The organism is Halalkalibacter wakoensis JCM 9140 (assembly GCF_000513095.1).
Lineage (GTDB): Bacteria > Bacillota > Bacilli > Bacillales > Bacillaceae_D > Halalkalibacter > Halalkalibacter wakoensis.
The window spans coordinates 1-16,585 of sequence record NZ_BAUT01000049.1; the positions used below are offsets into that span (position 1 = coordinate 1).

At 36.9% G+C, this 16,585-nt stretch carries 19 protein-coding genes; 12 read left to right on the plus strand and 7 right to left on the minus strand.

Translation table 11 applies throughout. The annotated features are described in order from the left end of the window. Positions 1-64 precede the first annotated feature (64 nt). From JCM9140_RS15670 to JCM9140_RS23875, 10 genes are all read left to right on the plus strand, one after another. Positions 65-784 carry an alpha/beta fold hydrolase gene (locus JCM9140_RS15670; RefSeq protein ID WP_034748567.1) on the plus strand — a complete coding sequence of 240 codons (720 nt, stop codon included), beginning with the start codon at positions 65-67 and terminating at the stop codon, positions 782-784. Continuing rightward, on the plus strand, positions 781-1,326 hold the full coding sequence (locus JCM9140_RS15675) for an NADPH-dependent FMN reductase (protein ID WP_034748569.1): 546 nt from the start codon (positions 781-783) through the stop codon (positions 1,324-1,326). The genes JCM9140_RS15670 and JCM9140_RS15675 overlap by 4 nt, the downstream gene beginning before the upstream one ends. Positions 1,327-1,364: 38 nt before the next feature. Next, complete coding sequence (locus tag JCM9140_RS15680; protein WP_034748571.1) at positions 1,365-2,321, plus strand: fumarylacetoacetate hydrolase family protein; 957 nt, start codon at positions 1,365-1,367, stop codon at positions 2,319-2,321. 48 nt (positions 2,322-2,369) lie between these two features. Next, a complete protein-coding gene (locus JCM9140_RS15685; protein ID WP_034748573.1) occupies positions 2,370-3,059 on the plus strand; it encodes a CoA transferase subunit A in 690 nt (229 codons plus the stop codon). Positions 3,060-3,080: 21 nt separating this feature from the next. Then, positions 3,081-3,746 carry a 3-oxoacid CoA-transferase subunit B gene (locus tag JCM9140_RS15690; RefSeq protein ID WP_034748575.1) on the plus strand — a complete coding sequence of 222 codons (666 nt, stop codon included), beginning with the start codon at positions 3,081-3,083 and terminating at the stop codon, positions 3,744-3,746. A gap of 148 nt (positions 3,747-3,894) precedes the next feature. Beyond that, a complete protein-coding gene (locus JCM9140_RS15695; protein ID WP_235715377.1) occupies positions 3,895-4,548 on the plus strand; it encodes an enoyl-CoA hydratase/isomerase family protein in 654 nt (217 codons plus the stop codon). Positions 4,549-4,579: 31 nt separating this feature from the next. Beyond that, complete coding sequence (locus tag JCM9140_RS22690; protein ID WP_052002313.1) at positions 4,580-4,777, plus strand: hypothetical protein; 198 nt, start codon at positions 4,580-4,582, stop codon at positions 4,775-4,777. A gap of 34 nt (positions 4,778-4,811) precedes the next feature. After that, the gene (locus tag JCM9140_RS22695; RefSeq protein ID WP_052002314.1) at positions 4,812-5,363 is read left to right on the plus strand and encodes a hypothetical protein; all 552 of its coding nucleotides are present in this window, start codon (positions 4,812-4,814) and stop codon (positions 5,361-5,363) included. Between the two features lie 22 nt (positions 5,364-5,385). Beyond that, a complete protein-coding gene (locus JCM9140_RS15705) occupies positions 5,386-6,750 on the plus strand; it encodes an amidohydrolase family protein (protein ID WP_081727723.1) in 1,365 nt (454 codons plus the stop codon). A 185-nt stretch (positions 6,751-6,935) separates the two neighbouring features. Further along, positions 6,936-7,079 (plus strand): hypothetical protein, encoded by a 144-nt coding sequence (locus JCM9140_RS23875; protein ID WP_166485469.1) that lies wholly within the window; start codon positions 6,936-6,938, stop codon positions 7,077-7,079. Positions 7,080-7,336: 257 nt separating this feature from the next. Here the strand turns inward: JCM9140_RS23875 and JCM9140_RS15710 are convergent, their stop codons facing one another. The 4 genes from JCM9140_RS15710 to JCM9140_RS15725 form a co-directional block, all read right to left on the minus strand. Then, positions 7,337-9,475 carry a heavy metal translocating P-type ATPase gene (locus JCM9140_RS15710; protein ID WP_034748576.1) on the minus strand — a complete coding sequence of 713 codons (2,139 nt, stop codon included), beginning with the start codon at positions 9,473-9,475 and terminating at the stop codon, positions 7,337-7,339. Then, positions 9,468-9,836 carry an ArsR/SmtB family transcription factor gene (locus tag JCM9140_RS15715; RefSeq protein ID WP_034748578.1) on the minus strand — a complete coding sequence of 123 codons (369 nt, stop codon included), beginning with the start codon at positions 9,834-9,836 and terminating at the stop codon, positions 9,468-9,470. Before JCM9140_RS15715 ends, JCM9140_RS15710 begins: the two co-directional genes overlap by 8 nt. Before the next feature lie 226 nt (positions 9,837-10,062). Beyond that, positions 10,063-12,003 carry a hypothetical protein gene (locus tag JCM9140_RS15720; protein ID WP_034748581.1) on the minus strand — a complete coding sequence of 647 codons (1,941 nt, stop codon included), beginning with the start codon at positions 12,001-12,003 and terminating at the stop codon, positions 10,063-10,065. Beyond that, the gene (locus JCM9140_RS15725) at positions 11,996-12,226 is read right to left on the minus strand and encodes a hypothetical protein (protein ID WP_034748583.1); all 231 of its coding nucleotides are present in this window, start codon (positions 12,224-12,226) and stop codon (positions 11,996-11,998) included. Before JCM9140_RS15725 ends, JCM9140_RS15720 begins: the two co-directional genes overlap by 8 nt. A gap of 340 nt (positions 12,227-12,566) precedes the next feature. On the opposite strand from JCM9140_RS15725, the gene JCM9140_RS15730 reads away from it, so the two are divergent. Both JCM9140_RS15730 and JCM9140_RS15735 read left to right on the plus strand, forming a co-directional pair. Next, the gene (locus JCM9140_RS15730; protein WP_034748586.1) at positions 12,567-13,202 is read left to right on the plus strand and encodes an FMN-dependent NADH-azoreductase; all 636 of its coding nucleotides are present in this window, start codon (positions 12,567-12,569) and stop codon (positions 13,200-13,202) included. Positions 13,203-13,348: 146 nt separating this feature from the next. Beyond that, on the plus strand, positions 13,349-13,933 hold the full coding sequence (locus JCM9140_RS15735; RefSeq protein WP_052002315.1) for a histidine phosphatase family protein: 585 nt from the start codon (positions 13,349-13,351) through the stop codon (positions 13,931-13,933). Positions 13,934-14,008: 75 nt separating this feature from the next. On the opposite strand, the gene JCM9140_RS15740 is transcribed toward JCM9140_RS15735, so the two are convergent. The 3 genes from JCM9140_RS15740 to JCM9140_RS15750 are packed head-to-tail and all read right to left on the minus strand — an operon-like array spanning position 14,009 to position 16,584. Next, complete coding sequence (locus JCM9140_RS15740) at positions 14,009-14,794, minus strand: ABC transporter permease (protein WP_034748589.1); 786 nt, start codon at positions 14,792-14,794, stop codon at positions 14,009-14,011. Positions 14,795-14,797: 3 nt separating this feature from the next. Further along, a complete protein-coding gene (locus JCM9140_RS15745) occupies positions 14,798-15,589 on the minus strand; it encodes an ABC transporter permease (RefSeq protein WP_034748592.1) in 792 nt (263 codons plus the stop codon). Further along, entirely contained in the window at positions 15,586-16,584 is a 999-nt protein-coding gene (locus JCM9140_RS15750) for an ABC transporter ATP-binding protein (RefSeq protein ID WP_034748595.1), read from the minus strand. Before JCM9140_RS15750 ends, JCM9140_RS15745 begins: the two co-directional genes overlap by 4 nt. Between the last annotated feature and the right edge of the window lies 1 nt (position 16,585).

Consider the following 16,585-nt stretch of genomic DNA (forward strand, 5'->3'; position numbering starts at 1 on the left):
TTAAATAATATAATATTATTAATTAATAAGTACAAATTTTTAGACATCTCAAAGGGGGAATAAGATGAAGAACGATGGTCCTACATTTCTTTTTATTCATGGAGCTGGAGGTACACAAAGCAAATGGAGGTTGATAAAAGAGGCTTTCACTAGTGATGAAGCTACCTTTATAGATTTACCTGGACGTAAGAAAAATGCAGAATTGAGCGAACGGACGATTCGTGAATTTTCTAGCGCACTTTCGTCGTCCATTGGGGAAGACACCATTGTCGTAGGTCACTCTATGGGTGGGTTAATTGCAATGGATCTTGCAATAAAAAACCCAAATGTAAAAGGTATTGTACTAGTGGCTAGTCATTTTCACTTACCCGTTCATGAGAAAGTATTGAATCAGCTAGAAAATGGTACGTTCCCAGAAGGCTTGTTTTTTGCTTCTTATAGTAAACAAGCTGATACCAAATTATTAGAGGAAGAAAAAGAAGAGCTGTCACTAGTTGATATGAATCAAATTTTTATAGATTTTTCTGCGTGCAACGACTACAAAAATGGCAAGGAAACATTTGCCGAACTTCAAGTTCCTATACTCATTATCTATGGAGATGAAGACAGGATGTTGCCAAAAGATTCTCGTGAGCAGGTACTTGCTTTAAACAAACATACTTCAATCAAGACAATTGAAAAGTCAGGTCATTATGTAATGTTAGAACAACCAGAGAAATTATTAGTAGAACTAAGAAACTTTCAAAAAGAGGTTAGCGTATTAAAAGGGAGTGAAATAACGTGAAACTAGTTGCATTTGTTGGAAGTGTGAGAGAAAAGTCCTTTAATAAGCAAATTGCCCATTTTTTTCGTGATAGATACAAAGATTCCTTTGATGTGAATATACTTGAGATGTCTGCTCTGCCATATTTTGATCAAGATGTTGAAGAAGATCCACCTGAGGTAGTAAAAGCATTTAAAGAACAAGTAGCGGAAGCAGATGGAGTGCTTATTGTAACGCCAGAGTATAATCATTCAGTACCAGGTATGCTCAAAAATGCATTAGATTGGTTATCACGTGTTGAAAAAGTAATGAATGATAAACCCGTCTTACTTGTTGGAGCAAGTACAGGTGTCCTTGGAACGGTTCGTTGTCAAATGCATTTGCGACAAATATTAGCTTCACCTGGTTTAGCTGCAAAAGTACTTCCAGGCAATGAAGTGTTTATTGGAAAAGTCCAAGATAAAGTGGACGAAAATGGGAAAGTAACGGATTCAGGAACGATCGACTTTCTAGATGCCGTTGTTAACAATTATGTTGAATTTGCAAAAAGTCTTCGTAAATAAAAATTATGAAAGCGCTAACTAAAAAGGAGGAAATGTAAATGGGAATTCATGTTGTACGATTTGAGGATAATGGCACGAAATGGGGAGTTTTAGAAGAAGGAAGAGTCTATCCGGTAGAAGGAAGTTATTTAACGCTTGCTGACTTTTTAAAAGATGGCGTGTCTGTTGCGAAAGAAATAAACAAAGAGAATATAGAAGGACTTGATGCTAATCAAGTAACATTTTTAAGTCCTGTAACGGCACCAACACAAATCGTGTGCCAAGGAGCAAACTATTCGGCCCACCGAGAAGAAGCAGGATTGCAAGGGCAACGTCCACCTTTTAATTTGATTTTTACAAAAGCAGCTAGTTCGATCACAGGTCCTAACAATGATATTTTAAGTCCTACTCACGTAAAACTATTAGATTATGAAATTGAAGTCGGAATCATTATTAAGCAAGAAATTTTGCAACCAATTACAGTCACACCTGATAATTTAGCAGAGTATGTAGCAGGATTTGTCATTACAAATGATGTCTCAGCAAGAGACACACAATTTACAGAAGGACAATGGTACAAAGGAAAAAGCTTTCGAACATTTTGTCCAGTAGGGCCTGTTCTTTACTTAATTGATAAAGATGAAGCGCACTACATTCATAATCTTGAATTATCTTTATCTGTTAATGGAGAAATCCGACAAGCCGCTCACACTGAACAATTGTTATTTAAACCAGAAGAAACACTAACAGAATTATCAGGTTTGATGAGTTTTTACCCAGGAGATCTTGTTCTCACAGGGACACCTGGAGGAGTAGCATTAAAATTAAGTCCAGAAGATTTAGATTTATTAATGAATCCTTTCGTTAAGCTCGATCAAAAAGTTGAAAAATTAAACGAAAGCCAAGCTTCCAACACGAATTACCTAAAAGAAGGGGATCTTATTACGTGCGAAGTGAGAAGCTCTGATGGAAGAATAGATTTAGGAAAACAGCAAAATAAAGTAAGGTTTGTATAACAGATTCAATCATAAGTACCCATTTTTTAATGGAAAGGGTGTAGATTCATGAAACCAATTTATCAATCTTTTACAGAAGCAGTAGAAAGCATACATGATGGTGCAACAATCATGGCAGGAGGATTTGGCCTTGTAGGCATTCCAGAAAATCTGATTCTTGCTTTAGTTGATAAAGGAGTAAAAGATTTAACTATTATCTCAAACAATTGTGGAGTAGATGATTGGGGTTTAGGACTTCTTCTACAAAACAAGCAAATTAAGAAAATGATTGGTTCTTATGTAGGTGGGAATAAGGAGTTTGAAAGACAAGTGATTTCAGGAGAGTTAGAGGTAGAGTTAACACCTCAAGGAACGCTAGCTGAAAAAATCCGTGCAGGAGGAGCAGGCATTCCAGCTTTTTATACACAAGCTGGTGTTGGTACCCCTATTGCGGAGGGAAAAGAAACACGTGTCTTTAATGGAAAAGAATATTTATTGGAAGAGTCATTAACAGCTGATTTTAGCATTGTTCGAGCACTGAAAGCAGACAAGATGGGGAATTTACTTTACAACAAAACAGCTCGGAATTTTAATCCAATGATGGCGGCTGCAGGAAACATAACAATTGCTGAAGTTGAAGAAATTGTTGACATTGGTGAAATGAATCCGGACTTTATTCACACACCAAGTATTTATGTTCAAGGTCTCATCCAAGGAGCGCAAGAAAAGAGAATTGAACTATTAACCGTTCAAAACTAGAAAACCTAGGAGGTGGTAGACATGACGAATAAGGCTGAAATTCGTGAACGTATCGCAAGAAGAGCGGAGAGAGAGATTGTAAGTGGAAGCTATGTAAATTTAGGAATCGGAATGCCAACGTTAGTAGCGAATTACATCTCTGATCAAAAAACGGTCGTTCTTCAGTCGGAAAATGGCCTGCTAGGTATAGGACCATATCCGACAGAAGAACAACTAGATCCGGATCTCATTAACGCGGGAAAAGAGACCGTTACAACAATTGAGGGGGCCGTCTTCTTTGATAGTGCAGAGTCCTTTGCGATGATTCGAGGAGGTCATATTGATTTAGCCATTTTAGGTGGAATGGAAGTGTCTGAAGAGGGAGATTTAGCAAACTGGATGATTCCCGGTAAGTTAGTAAAAGGCATGGGGGGAGCAATGGATTTAGTTAATGGGGCGAAGCGAGTGCTAATCATTATGGAACATGTTAGCAAAAACGGTGACGCAAAGTTATTAAAAAAGTGCTCTTTGCCTTTAACAGGGAAACAGGTTGTGAACCGAATTATTACGGATAAAGCAGTCATTGATGTGACAAACGAGGGGTTAAAATTAATTGAGGTGGCAAAAGGAAGCACGGTTGAGGAAGTCGTAAAACTAACAGAAGCAGAGCTGATCGTAGACGGTTCAGTGATGGAAAACGCTTTTTAAATGAAACGGCGTCTCAAATGAAAGGAGGGTTTTATTTGAGGGTCCTTATAAAAAGAGCTCCAGATGGGAAAATCACTTTACAGGAAGCGGCCAAAATTGCCATTGTGACGATCAATCGTCCAAAGGTAGAAATGCGTTAACGTCAAATATGTGGAGAGAGCTAAAACGAATTGGACTTGAGATTAAAGCAAATCCAAAAAACAAAGTTGTGATAGTTAGAGGGATCACCGGTGATTTTACAGCAGGTTCGGATATTAAAGAGTTTTGCGAAATGTCTGTCGATGAAGCAAATGAAGCGTTTAGATTAATGGAAGAAACCATCTCAACCTTCGAAAGCTTGCCAATCCCCGTGATTGGAGCCATTGATGGTCCTACGCTAGGAGCAGGTTTTGTCTTTTCGTTAGCATTTGACATAAGAGTAGGGACACCAAATACGAGAATGGGTATACCTGTGGGAAGGTTGGGAATTAAACTTGGTCCAACTTTTGTCCAAAGAATTTCAAGGTTAATTGGCCCAAGTAGGACGAAGGAACTTGTTATGACAAATGAAATCTATGATTATCAAAGGTCTTATGATATGGGTCTAGTCAATAAGGTTGTTTCAAGTGAGGATTTAGACAAATATGCACTTGATTTAGCTAAAATGATTAGCAAACAATCTCGTGCTTCAATGAAGGCGGTAAAAAAATCGGCTAATATGACAACGCTTCCAAATGACATAGAGTTTGATTTCGTTGATCCAGTAGACTTTCATGAAGGCTGTTTAGCATTTGTCGAGAAGCGAAAACCGAATTTTCAGTAGGTAGGTTAGGAAGAAAAAAGGAGTCCACCCTATGAAAGTATTTGGGTTGTATGGGAAAAGTGGTACCGGAAAGAGTCACAAATCATCTGAGATTGTTTCTTTTTATAATATTGAAGCGGTCATTGATGATGGGATCTTAATTATGAATAAAAAAAGAGTTGCGGGAAAATCAGCGAAAAATGAAACGTCTCTAAATTGCTGCAACAAAACGAGCAACCTTTTTCTCTGATAGTCATCGTAATGAAGTATTAAAATATTTACGAATGAATCCGCTAGACTCCATTCTTGTTATTGGTACGTCCAAAAAAATGATAAACAAAATCGTTGAACGCCTGGAATTACCACTTTCGATTGAATGGATTTCTATTGAAAAATTTCAATCACCAAAAGAATTAGCGATAGCAACAGAAAGAAGAAGTAAAAATTTTCACGTTATCCCAATTTATCCAGCGGATATAACGAGAACGTATTTTGGTAGTTGGTTTAAAAAGGTAATTATTCGACTAGGGAAAAAGCAAGAAGAAGTTGTTGTTGTTAAGCCTGTTTATACAGGGAAAGACTTAGTAATTATCTCTCCTCAATGTGTGAAAGATATTGTCCTCATCATGGCTGATCGAGATATAAATATACACAAAATAAAAATAGAATATGAGATTGTTAAACTAGTCGTATCTACAAAAAAACATGTATCTATAAATGAGCTCCTTAGATGGAGAGATGATTTAATTCAAAACATTCATCATTTATTAAACATAAATTACACCATTGATATTGAATGGAAATCCATTCAATCACAAAATAGACTTTTTTCATAATTTGAATTTGGAAGGGGATAGAATGGTGAATCGAAAACTTTTTAAAGGTGGAATTGTTTTAACATTAGATAACTCGATCGGTGATTTTAAGCAAGCAGATGTATTAGTTGAAGGAACAAAAATTGTTGAAGTAAAACCAAATATTGAAGCGTCCGATTGTGAAATCATTGATGCATCAAATATGATTGTTATGCCGGGATTAGTTGATTCACACCGTCACACATGGGAGTCACTTGTTAGAAATGTGGGAGCAGATTGGTCATTACAAAAATATTTAAGTAGCATTTACTACGGCAATATTGGATCTAGAAGAACGCCTCAAGATGATTATATTGCCAATTTGTTAGGAGCCATTGAAGCTCTTGATGCGGGTGTCACAACTTTCCTTGATTGGTCGATGATTATATCAAATGACCATACAGAAGAAATGATTCGTGGGTTAAAGGAATCCAATGCACGTGTTGTCTTTGCACATGGTTGCCCAGGAGACGGGGAGTATTGGAGTAGAGAAAGTCAGATTGATAATGGTGAAGATGCACGAAAAATAAAGGCGACTCATTTTTCAACAAAGGACCAACTGTTAACGATGGCTTTAGCAATTCGCGGTCCTGAATTTTGTTCGTGGGAAACGTCTGTTAAAGAAATTCAACTGGCCCGTGAGCTTGATGCCGTATGTAGCATGCATCTTGGTTTTGGAACATGGGGTGCAGCTGATCGTTCAATTGAAAAATTAAACAATGCTGGGTTGCTAGGACCTGATTTGAATTTTGTCCATGCAAATGCTGTTAGTCCTGAGGAAATCAAAATGCTTGTTGAAAAAGGTGGATCCATTTCGGTTACTCCAGAAATTGAAATGATGATGGGACATGGTTATCCAGCAACAGGACTTTGCATTGAGAATGGGTTGCGGCCAAGTTTAGGAGTAGATGTAGTTACATCAACTGGTGGAGACATGTTCGCACAGATGAAATTTACGTTACAAGCAGAACGTTCTCGAGTCAATGACTCTGTTTTAGCTAGTGGAAATATGCCAGGGCCACCATTAAATCTTTCTGCACGCGAAGTATTAGAATATGCGACTATTGAGGGAGCAAAGGCATTACAATTAGAAGATAAAATTGGGACTCTTACACCAGGAAAAGAAGCAGACATGATTATGATTCGCACAACAGATCTAAATATTTTCCCAGTCAATGATCCAATTGGAACAGTTGTTCAATGTACACATTCAGGAAACGTCGATTCTGTTTTTGTTGCTGGAAAAGCAGTAAAGCGCGATGGAAAAATGGTGAATATTGATATGGAGAGAGTTCGCAAATTAGCATTACAAAGTAGAGATGAAATTTTCAAGAACTACGGAAACCCAGATGGTGCTTGGTTAGTTTAACTCTATTATTACGATTAATGTAAAGGCTTACATTAAATATGAACAGGGATGATGAAATGCTCATTCCTGTTTTTTAAATTGTATTCGTTTCCAATGGATAAACCTTGCATTTTTTCTATCCTTTCATCACAAATAACTAGAAAAATATAGCATATACTAAGCGAAAAGGTGGAGGTGACTTACATATGGAAAACAAACCAAATCATTATGATGGTAGTGTTCAAAACATGGAGGCAGTGGATCAGGTGGGTAATGAGCCATTGATTTTAACGGATGAAATGAGAGCGACTATTAGCGGAAACCCTTTTGCCAATGAGGATCAAAAATAAATTTTCTAAAAGAGATGTCTTTTTTACAGTAACGGGTTCCGTTACCTATCACAAAACTTAATTTTACACAATAGTATGTACGCCTAATTGCACCGCAAAATGCGGTGCTTTTAGTATATAAAAATGGTCCAGTTTATCAACTGGACCATTTTTATATATTTTCAATCGCTTCTTCAACAATCTTCTCGTTACTTTAAGAAGAATATGTGAGAAATAATTTAAAACCATGAAGTGATTATCTATCTGCTATCATAAACTTATTCTTTTATCCTTAACAAACGTAAACTATTTAATGTAACAAGCAATGTTGCTCCCATATCAGCAAAAATAGCCAACCATAAAGTCAACCATCCAGGAACCACTAAAAGTAGAGCAATCGCTTTGATAGCTAAAGAGAAGGTTATATTTTGTTTAATAATAGTTAATGCTCTACGGCTTAATTTAATCGTATATGGTAGTTTGCTTAAGTCATCTGACATCAAAGCTATATCGGCTGTTTCAAGTGCTGTATCCGTACCAGCTCCTCCCATAGCTACACCAACAGTAGAAGCAGCTAATGCAGGTGCATCATTTACACCATCACCAACCATAGCAACCTTGTAGTGTTTAGATTTTAGTTCTTTGATAAAGTTAAGTTTATCTTCTGGAAGTAAATCTGCTTCAATATCTGAAACACCCACTTGTTTTCCTATTGCTTCAGCTGTTCTTTTATTATCACCTGTCAACATCACTGTTTTTTCAATGCCAGCTTGATGAAGTTTGCGAATAACTTCTTTCGACGATTCTCTTATTTCATCCGCAACAGCAATTAAAGAAAGAACTTCTTTGTCTGTACCTAATACCATGACCGTCTTTCCTTGTGTTTGAAGATTTAAAATACTTTCTTTTATTTCTGCATTTACACCTTTAGGAAGAACTTCCTCAAATAAATTTGGGCTTCCGACATAGTACATTTGATTGTTAACAATTGCTTTTACACCTTTTCCTGTAATGGACTGGAACTCCTCAATCAATACTTCATTAAAGTTCAAACCTTGTTCTTCTGCTTTTCTCATAATAGCTGAAGCAAGAGGATGTTGTGAACCATTTTCAATAGCTGCTGTAATAGTCAATAATTCTTCTTCATTATTATTAAAGGTGACAATATCAGTAACCGCAGGCACACCTTTCGTTAAAGTTCCTGTTTTATCAAATGCTATAACTTTCAGTCCCCCTGTTTCTTCCAAATGGATACCGCCCTTAATTAGTACACCATTTTTAGCTGCATTTCCAATCGCTGTAACGATGGAAACAGGAGTTGAAATGACTAACGCACACGGGCAACCTACCACTAATACAGCTAACCCCCTATAAATCCATTCGCTCCAATCCGCCCCCATGAATAATGGAGGAACTATTACTAGCAAAAGAGCAAAAACGATAATGCCAGGGGTATAATATTTTGCAAAACGGTCAACAAATTGTTGAGAAGGTGCACGTTCAGCTTGAGCTTCTTCAACTAGATGAATAATTTTAGACAGTGTTGAATCTTCTACTCGTTTTGTTACCTTTACTTCAAGTAAACCTTCTTCATTTAAAGTCCCAGCAAACACTTCATCATCAATAGTCTTTGTTACGGGAACACTTTCTCCAGTAATCGCTGCTTGATTTAAAGTTGATGTTCCTTTGATAACGACTCCATCCATCGCTAATTTTTGCCCAGGCTTTACAATCATAACATCGCCAACTTGAATGTCATCAACATGAATCATCATTTCTTTATTGCCACGACGAATCAGTGCTTCTTTAGGGGCAATATCCATCAACGATTCAATCGATTGGCGAGCTTTGTCCATTGAATACCGCTCCAGTGCTTCACTAATAGCAAAGAGAATAACAACTACTGCTCCTTCTCCCCATTCACCAATGGCAGCTGCTCCTAAAATCGCTACTGTCATAAGTGTTGCCATATCAAAATTTAAACGAACTAAATTCTTTAACCCTTTAATAAATAAAGAATATCCACCAATTACAATAGATGCCGCATACCCAATAATAGGAATAATATGCTCTTCCCCTAATTGTAATCGAAGAAAGAAGCTACTAATCAACAAAAATGTTGCAATGTACACTTTGAAATTCTCTTTTTGTCTCCAGAAGGCAACCCTTTCAACTCTTTGTTCTTTGTCATCTCGAACTTTTAAATTTTCAAAAGCTCCTGCACTTTCAAGTGATTTTATGGTTGTTTTACCAGTAACCGTGATTTTAGAAGCACCAAAATTAACTTTTGCATCCAAAACACCATCCAGGTGTTTTACATTCGTTTCGAACTTTTTCGCACAGTCAGTGCAGGTGAACCCTTGAACACGATATGTTTTTGTTTCTTGTTCATTCACATTTACTTTTTGTTCAGACATTGTTTTCCCCCTCTCTCGAATGAGTTAATGCAATAATCATTATCTGCTTGATATGTTCATCATCTAACGAATAAAACGCAAGTTTACCCTCTTTTCGAAACTTCACAACCCCTTGTTTATGAAGCGTTCGCAAGTGGTGTGAAGCATTGGCAACCGTAATTCCAATGATATTTGCAATATCACACACACAAAGTTCTTCATCTTGACATAAAGCATAAGTAATTTTTGCCCTATTTTCATCGGCAATAGCTTTTAACATGTGGGCAACACTAGAAATATCTACTGTTTGTAAATCATCTTGTATTCGATTGACCTTTTCCTCGTCATAAATATAGATTTCACAAGATTCTTTATTACCCATTATTATCACTCCTTTTCATTCAAATATTCATTTGATTATAGTATATCCCTTTTTAAAAATTATTCAAGTATTCATTTGAATGAAATAAAAAAAAGAATTGGATAGCCAATTCTTTAAACAAAAATTCTTCAACTCTACTGCTTCGTTAGTACACCTTTTCACAAACTCTTTTCCTAATATTAACATAAAAACCTTTCTTCATTTTAATAATTTGTAAAACTCTGAATCATTTTTTATAAATAATATCCCTCCAACTATAAACCTTTTTGGCTATACCAATTCGTTGAGCAGGCGTTTGTTTGTCACCGTTAGCATTAAAAGGTTCGCAAAAATTATAGTAAGTTCTTAATATCGTAATTGCCATTTGAGCATATTTAGGATTGAAGTTGCTGTATATATACGATTTACCATCTCCCCTTGATGTTACTAGCGGTCTTTCTAAGAAAGATAAACTTCGTCTAATTTCTTGGAGGAAAGCGTTCACTGAATTGTCATTTGCTCGAACAATTAGTCTTGCTATATGCTCGTCCGACAAATTCGAGGTATCGGTAATCGCGTCGATATAACGACTTCCACGGTCTGCCATTGCAATAGGGTGTTCAATCTTATTGGGTTTGTGAACACGATAGGACGTTCCATCAGGAGCAATTTTGGTTTCGTAAAATTTATGGGTAGCTAATATTCGCTTCAAATATTCGACGGCTTGCTCACGCTCTGAGAGGTCATCCAGATTATTAAATTCAGACCATTTACGCAAATATTTGTTAGCTTCGATAAACTCCTGATATGCGTCTTCCTTAGATAGTGTCTTATCGAATGTATTAACAAAGTAATGTAATTTCCCTTGTCCAATTTCCTCGATAAAAACTTTTTTGATAGCTGCTTTCAATACCGCATCATCATCACTTACCATACGCCACTTATCCGTTTTAACCAACTGCTTTATTAGGAACAACTGAGCCATCGCTGTGTAAGTATGGTTCACATGTAAGCCATCAACATACTTAGCTCTCAATTTATATTCTTGCATAAGACGGTGGTAGTCATTGGAACTCTCTGTGTCATTCGTTGTAGGATTCATAGGATAGAATGAGTATTTTGTATACTTGGCATTTTTTCTAAGTTCTATTGGTAAGTGGTCATCTTTGTATTTTCGAGTATCCATTTCAATTTGCTTAAAGTCTATATCCCAATCATAGGCTACGTCTGCTCTAAAAACATATCGTGATAATGAGTCAGTAGAAACAACTGTCTGTGTAGGTAATTGCTTCTCAGATTTAGTTCCTCTTGTTCTCGGTTCGCCTTTCTTTCGGACATTATTTAGGTAATACATCATCATATCAATATTTAACCATATTCTAGGGAATGTCGTCTTCGCGAATTGCTTTGTCTCGCGAGTTTCTAAAAACTCTAGACAACAACGATATAGCCACTCTAGCTTACTATAATAGGTGCTTCTACCAATACCTAAAATTTTACATGTACTAGAAACAGGTACTCGGTTAATCAAATGCTGTGCAAATGTAAGCAAAATATCATTTCGCTTTTGGTTATAGGAAGTGGTCTCTGATTTGCTTGGTAAGATGTTGGTATACTTCTTACATTTTTTACATTGAACGGTTTGAGCTTTGGAAGTAGCTTTTCCACGTTTGTAAAAGGACTTAGGATTTTCGAAGTAAGTGTTATCGCTATCCAAGCAGCCTTCTTTATGAAACGTGTAGTCTGGCTCAAGAGGAACAGTAGAGTTGATGCGTATCAACCGTTCGATTTCAGTTGCTAAAGACCAATTAGAAAAAGTTCTAGTGTAACACCCTAATGTTGGAACACCCGATTTATCTGTCGGGTCGGGTACGCAGTTGATAGTTCTTGACTCTTCCTTCCCCGTGAATTTGTACCTTTTAAATTTACCAACTTTATAATCCTTTTGAGGTTGATGATGGTTCTTGCAAAATGGGTCAGAACAATAATTTAATTGAATTTCATGTTCATGTTCTCCCCAGAACAAGTGGACAGGTCGGAAGGTAAAGTTGATATATGAAGTTTTCATTTTCTTATCAGAAAGTGTTTTGTAATCATCTTCACGCTTCCTTAGTTCTTCTAAAGGGATGTTAGGCTCAATGTGGCAAATGTGGTCTAATACAGTCGCTAGACGTTTAATCTTATACATAGTCTATACCTAATTCACGCTTCATCCGTTTATTACTGCGTTTACTTTCGATAAATTTGATAAAGTCGTCATCCTCAAGTAAGTGAGGTAACAATTCTTCTAATACTTGAGCTTCTGTTAATCCTGTATAATCCGCATAATGTTCAAGAATTTTTCTAGAGCGTAAGGATAACTTTAGGTTCACAACCTCTGTATTTGGGTATTTAGGTTTAATTTTCAACATAACCAACTCCCATATTTCGGCAAATTTATGTTCCTTTATTTGCGTCAAAATTTGTAGTGTAATTTGTTAATATATACTCCGTAGTATACATTAGCAATATTATAGACAAATTGTACTACAAATAAACACCTTATTAAAAGGTGAAAGGTTATATATCAATAAAAAATGCCTATCAAATTAACTTACAATTTGATAGGCAAATAACTTTACATTTTTAATTTTTGCAATAGGTAACGGAACCCGTTATTTTTTACAGACGTCTTTTTTTTTGCAAAAGAGAATGGAAATATGTTTTTAAACAGAAACTAGATTGGAAATTCAATTGAAGGGGAAGGTTAACATGGCAAAAGTATTATACATTACAGCACACCCACATAATGATACGCAGTCTTATAGCATGGCAGTTGGTAAGGCGTTTATTGATTCTTATACTGAAGTGAATCCCAGTGATGAAATCATTCCAATTGATTTATATAATGAGGAGATCCCCTACATAGATGCTGATGTTTTTAGCGGGTGGGGAAAGCTTCGTTCTGGTCAAGATTTCAGCGAGCTTTATGCTGAAGAGAAAGTCAAAGTAGGTAGATTGAATGAGTTATGCGAGCAGTTTATATCTGCAGATAAATATGTGTTCGTCACTCCATTGTGGAACTTTTCTTTCCCTCCGATTTTAAAAGCGTACATTGATGCTGTGGCAGTAGCCGGTAAAACGTTCAAGTATACGGAGCAAGGTCCAGTCGGTCTCCTCACGGATAAAAAAGCGTTACACATTCAAGCTCGTGGTGGCATTTATTCAGAAGGACCAGCAGCACAATTAGAAATGGGGCATCGCTATTTACATGTGATCATGCAGTTTTTCGGGGTACCTTCATTTGAAGGTTTGTTTGTTGAAGGACATAATGCAATGCCTGACAAAGCGAATGAGATCAAAGAAAATGCAATTGCTCGTGCAAAAGATTTAAGTCATACATTTTAGAAAAAATAAACAGCCTCTGACTCATTAATGATGTCAGGGGTTTTTGTTTAGGAAAATGAGTTCACACCTTTTTACCATTGATGTCATACAGTAACCTATATGGATAGACAAATGTCTAAAGAGTACATCATACGGGAGTGGTTATAGTGAGCCAACATGATTACAACACGGGTGATTTCTTCTTATCAGAAAGGTCTTTGCCACAGTTACTTAGTCAAGGGGGATATACTCTCTATAGCAGGCATGCTGAGGCGACGATCGGCGTAGATCAACCGAATTTGGATTTTACAAATTGCCAAACACAACGAAATCTTTCAGAAAATGGACGAAATCAAGCGCACACGTACGGAGAAACACTACGTCGCTTGAACATTCCGATTATGACACCAGTTGTGGCAAGTCCCTTTTGTCGAACAAGAGAAACGGCTGCGATAGCATTTGGTGAGGGTTCTGTTTATGTTGACCCATTTTGGGTGGATGTTTACAATTTAAGCTTTAATGTTACTCCCGCTCAACAACAAACCATTTTACATCGTGTTCAATCGATTTTAGAGACACAACCACAACCAGGAACAAACGGAGTCATTATTGCGCATAGTTTCCCTGCGAACATAGGATTAGGACCGATTCCAGATATGGGGACGGTCGTTATACGGCCTCGTGGGCAAGGGAATGGATACGAGGTAGTGGCTCACGTTGAGATTGAAGAGATGGCCAATTGGGGAGTTTAAAAAAGATCTGACCGATTGAGATAAGTCGGTCAGACCTTGTTCTGTTTGTGTTTGGCAAGATGAGTAAACACCTACCTAGTTCCCAGCTCCGCGATACTTTTTTACACCTGCATTCCATAAACAAACAGAAAGCGTTAAGAAGATCAACCCCATTACAGGTGTCAAAAAGGCATACACATACCATTCTTCTCTTTGTAGAAAGTAAGCTGCAGGATAGACGCCGACAAAAGCAAAAGGCAAAATCCATGTTAAGACGAAACGAATGACATTATGATAAATATCAACTGGATAGCGCCCATAGTTACCAATGTTGTACATCATTGGCATAATATCAGTACGACTGTCCGACCAGAAGCCAATGCTTGCAAGTGAAATAAAAATTCCAGCGTAAATAAAAGCACCGCCAATTACCATTGCCAAAAAGATGAACACATCATACCAAGCGATCGATAACCCTAAGGTAGAACCAGCATAAAACATTATTGCTAATCCGGTAATAACACCAAATAAAGACTCAAGCTCCATTCTCTCCATAATGATTTGAAAAAGACTATGAATGGGACGAGTTAAAACACGGTCCATTTCCCCTTTAACAATATAACGTTCATTAAAGTCCCAAATGTTAAAAAAAGAAGTAAACACAGCATAAGGCACGAGAAAGAATCCATAAATAAAAATAATTTCTTCACGGTTCCAGCCACTGAGAAGAGTCGTGTGACCAAAAACAACTAAAATAAAAATTAAATTAACAGCTTGAAACAGTAAATCAGATAAGATCTCAACAACTGTATCAACACGGTACGTTAATCTTGTTTTTAGGTATTGTGAGGCATACTGAAAAAAGATGGAAATATAAAACATTCATTAGCCTCCTTGTACAACCAACTGTTTTTTGGCTAGCATCCATAACAGTTGTATAGGGATAAATAAAATAAGTGCCCATAAAGCTTGCAATAACACAGCAGTATAAATTTCACGTCCTATGAATCCTTCTGTGAAAATCATACTTGGAATGTAGCTAATCGCTTGAAAGGGCAAATACATCATAATAGATTGTGCCCATAGTGGATAAAAGGAAATAGGTAACAAAAGTCCTGAAAACAAATCGATGACGACGCGCTTTGCCCGAATAAGCCCAGAGTTATTAAATAGAAAAAATGTCATTATTCCAGTTAGCAAATTAATCTGCGTATTCACAATAAAACTAAATATAAGGGAAAGAAAGAAAAACATCCATGTTGAAACACTTGCTGAAAAGGTAATCGGGAAAATGAGAGCAACGATCACCATACCTGGTACTGAAAAGAACAACAAGCGAAAAATTCCTTCGCCTAACCCTTGCATTGTTTTCATTCCTAAATAGTTATAAGGCCTAATCATTTCAATAGCTACTTTTCCATCTTTAATTTCATTAGCAATTTCCCGATCAATGTTATTAAAATAAAAAGCCCGTGCCATCCAAGCAACGGCTATATAGGTGGTCATTTGTAAAACGGACAATCCTTGGATATTCTCTTGTCCTCCATAAATCGCTGTCCACAAAAAGTAGTAAGCACCAATATTAATGCTGTAAATTAAGATCCCGCTATAATAGTTCGTCCGGTATGCTAGCATCATTAGGAAGCGGATTCTGATCATTTCGATATAATGACTCATGAGATGGCCATGCCTTCTTCGTAAATTTTACGAATGATTTCTTCCGTGGAGATTTCATTAATCCGTACATTTTTTATCGGGTTTTCTTGAACGACAATACTAATTAATTCAGATACAGATTGCTCATCACCACTTACGCTTGCCAACCATGTTGTTGCATCTTTTTTCTGCCACTGGACATTCAACGTTTGAGGTAACTTAATTCCTTCGACTGGTTGAAGGAATTCAAATTCAATTTGTTTTCCCTCAACAGCATTACGTTGAAGGCTGTTTAATTTACCATCGTAAACAATCTTTCCTTCATCAAGTAAAATAACTCGTTCGCACAATGCTTCAATGTCTGTCAAGTCATGAGTTGTCAGTAAAATCGTTGTTTTGTATTGCTCATTGATCTCTTTTAAAAACTTACGAATCTTTAATTTTACTAATACATCTAGACCAATGGTTGGTTCATCCAAAAAGAGTAGGGGAGGGTTGTGAATAAGTGCAGCCGCTAGTTCGCAACGCATTCGCTGCCCAAGTGAAAGTTTGCGGACCGGCTTATCAAGCAATGGTCCAATTTCGAGCGTTTCAATAACATGCCCCATATGATTGTTGTAATCTTCATCGGAAACACGATACACCTTTTTTAGAAGGCGGAATGACTCTTGAACAGCAATATCCCACCAAAGTTGTGACCGTTGACCAAATACAACACCAATGGATCGCACAAATTGCTCCCGTTCTTTATGTGGATTCATTCCATTTACGACAATCGATCCCGATGTGGGCGTGAGGATACCAGTTAACATTTTAATCGTTGTTGATTTTCCTGCTCCATTCTCTCCAATGTATCCGACCATTTCCCCTTGTTTAATCGTTAATGATACATTGTCAACAGCAGCCAATACTTTATAATTTCTTGTAAACAAATCACGAAAGGCTCCGGATAAACCAGAACGACTTGAGTACGATTTGAATTCTTTTCGTAAATGATGAACTTCAATAATGTTCATT

Bases quoted from the DNA above. Each gene is read 5' to 3' on its own strand.
- JCM9140_RS15670 (WP_034748567.1), top strand. From the start codon at position 65: ATGAAGAACGATGGTCCTACATTTCTTTTTATTCATGGAGCTGGAGGT.
- JCM9140_RS15680 (WP_034748571.1), top strand. From the start codon at position 1,365: ATGGGAATTCATGTTGTACGATTTGAGGATAATGGCACGAAATGGGGA.
- JCM9140_RS15685 (WP_034748573.1), top strand. From the start codon at position 2,370: ATGAAACCAATTTATCAATCTTTTACAGAAGCAGTAGAAAGCATACAT.
- JCM9140_RS15690 (WP_034748575.1), top strand. From the start codon at position 3,081: ATGACGAATAAGGCTGAAATTCGTGAACGTATCGCAAGAAGAGCGGAG.
- JCM9140_RS15695 (WP_235715377.1), top strand. From the start codon at position 3,895: ATGTGGAGAGAGCTAAAACGAATTGGACTTGAGATTAAAGCAAATCCA.
- JCM9140_RS22690 (WP_052002313.1), top strand. From the start codon at position 4,580: ATGAAAGTATTTGGGTTGTATGGGAAAAGTGGTACCGGAAAGAGTCAC.
- JCM9140_RS22695 (WP_052002314.1), top strand. From the start codon at position 4,812: ATGAATCCGCTAGACTCCATTCTTGTTATTGGTACGTCCAAAAAAATG.
- JCM9140_RS15705 (WP_081727723.1), top strand. From the start codon at position 5,386: ATGGTGAATCGAAAACTTTTTAAAGGTGGAATTGTTTTAACATTAGAT.
- JCM9140_RS23875 (WP_166485469.1), top strand. From the start codon at position 6,936: ATGGAAAACAAACCAAATCATTATGATGGTAGTGTTCAAAACATGGAG.
- JCM9140_RS15710 (WP_034748576.1), bottom strand. From the start codon at position 9,475: ATGTCTGAACAAAAAGTAAATGTGAATGAACAAGAAACAAAAACATAT.
- JCM9140_RS15715 (WP_034748578.1), bottom strand. From the start codon at position 9,836: ATGGGTAATAAAGAATCTTGTGAAATCTATATTTATGACGAGGAAAAG.
- JCM9140_RS15720 (WP_034748581.1), bottom strand. From the start codon at position 12,003: ATGTATAAGATTAAACGTCTAGCGACTGTATTAGACCACATTTGCCAC.
- JCM9140_RS15725 (WP_034748583.1), bottom strand. From the start codon at position 12,226: ATGTTGAAAATTAAACCTAAATACCCAAATACAGAGGTTGTGAACCTA.
- JCM9140_RS15730 (WP_034748586.1), top strand. From the start codon at position 12,567: ATGGCAAAAGTATTATACATTACAGCACACCCACATAATGATACGCAG.
- JCM9140_RS15740 (WP_034748589.1), bottom strand. From the start codon at position 14,794: ATGTTTTATATTTCCATCTTTTTTCAGTATGCCTCACAATACCTAAAA.
- JCM9140_RS15745 (WP_034748592.1), bottom strand. From the start codon at position 15,589: ATGAGTCATTATATCGAAATGATCAGAATCCGCTTCCTAATGATGCTA.
- JCM9140_RS15750 (WP_034748595.1), bottom strand. From the start codon at position 16,584: ATGAACATTATTGAAGTTCATCATTTACGAAAAGAATTCAAATCGTAC.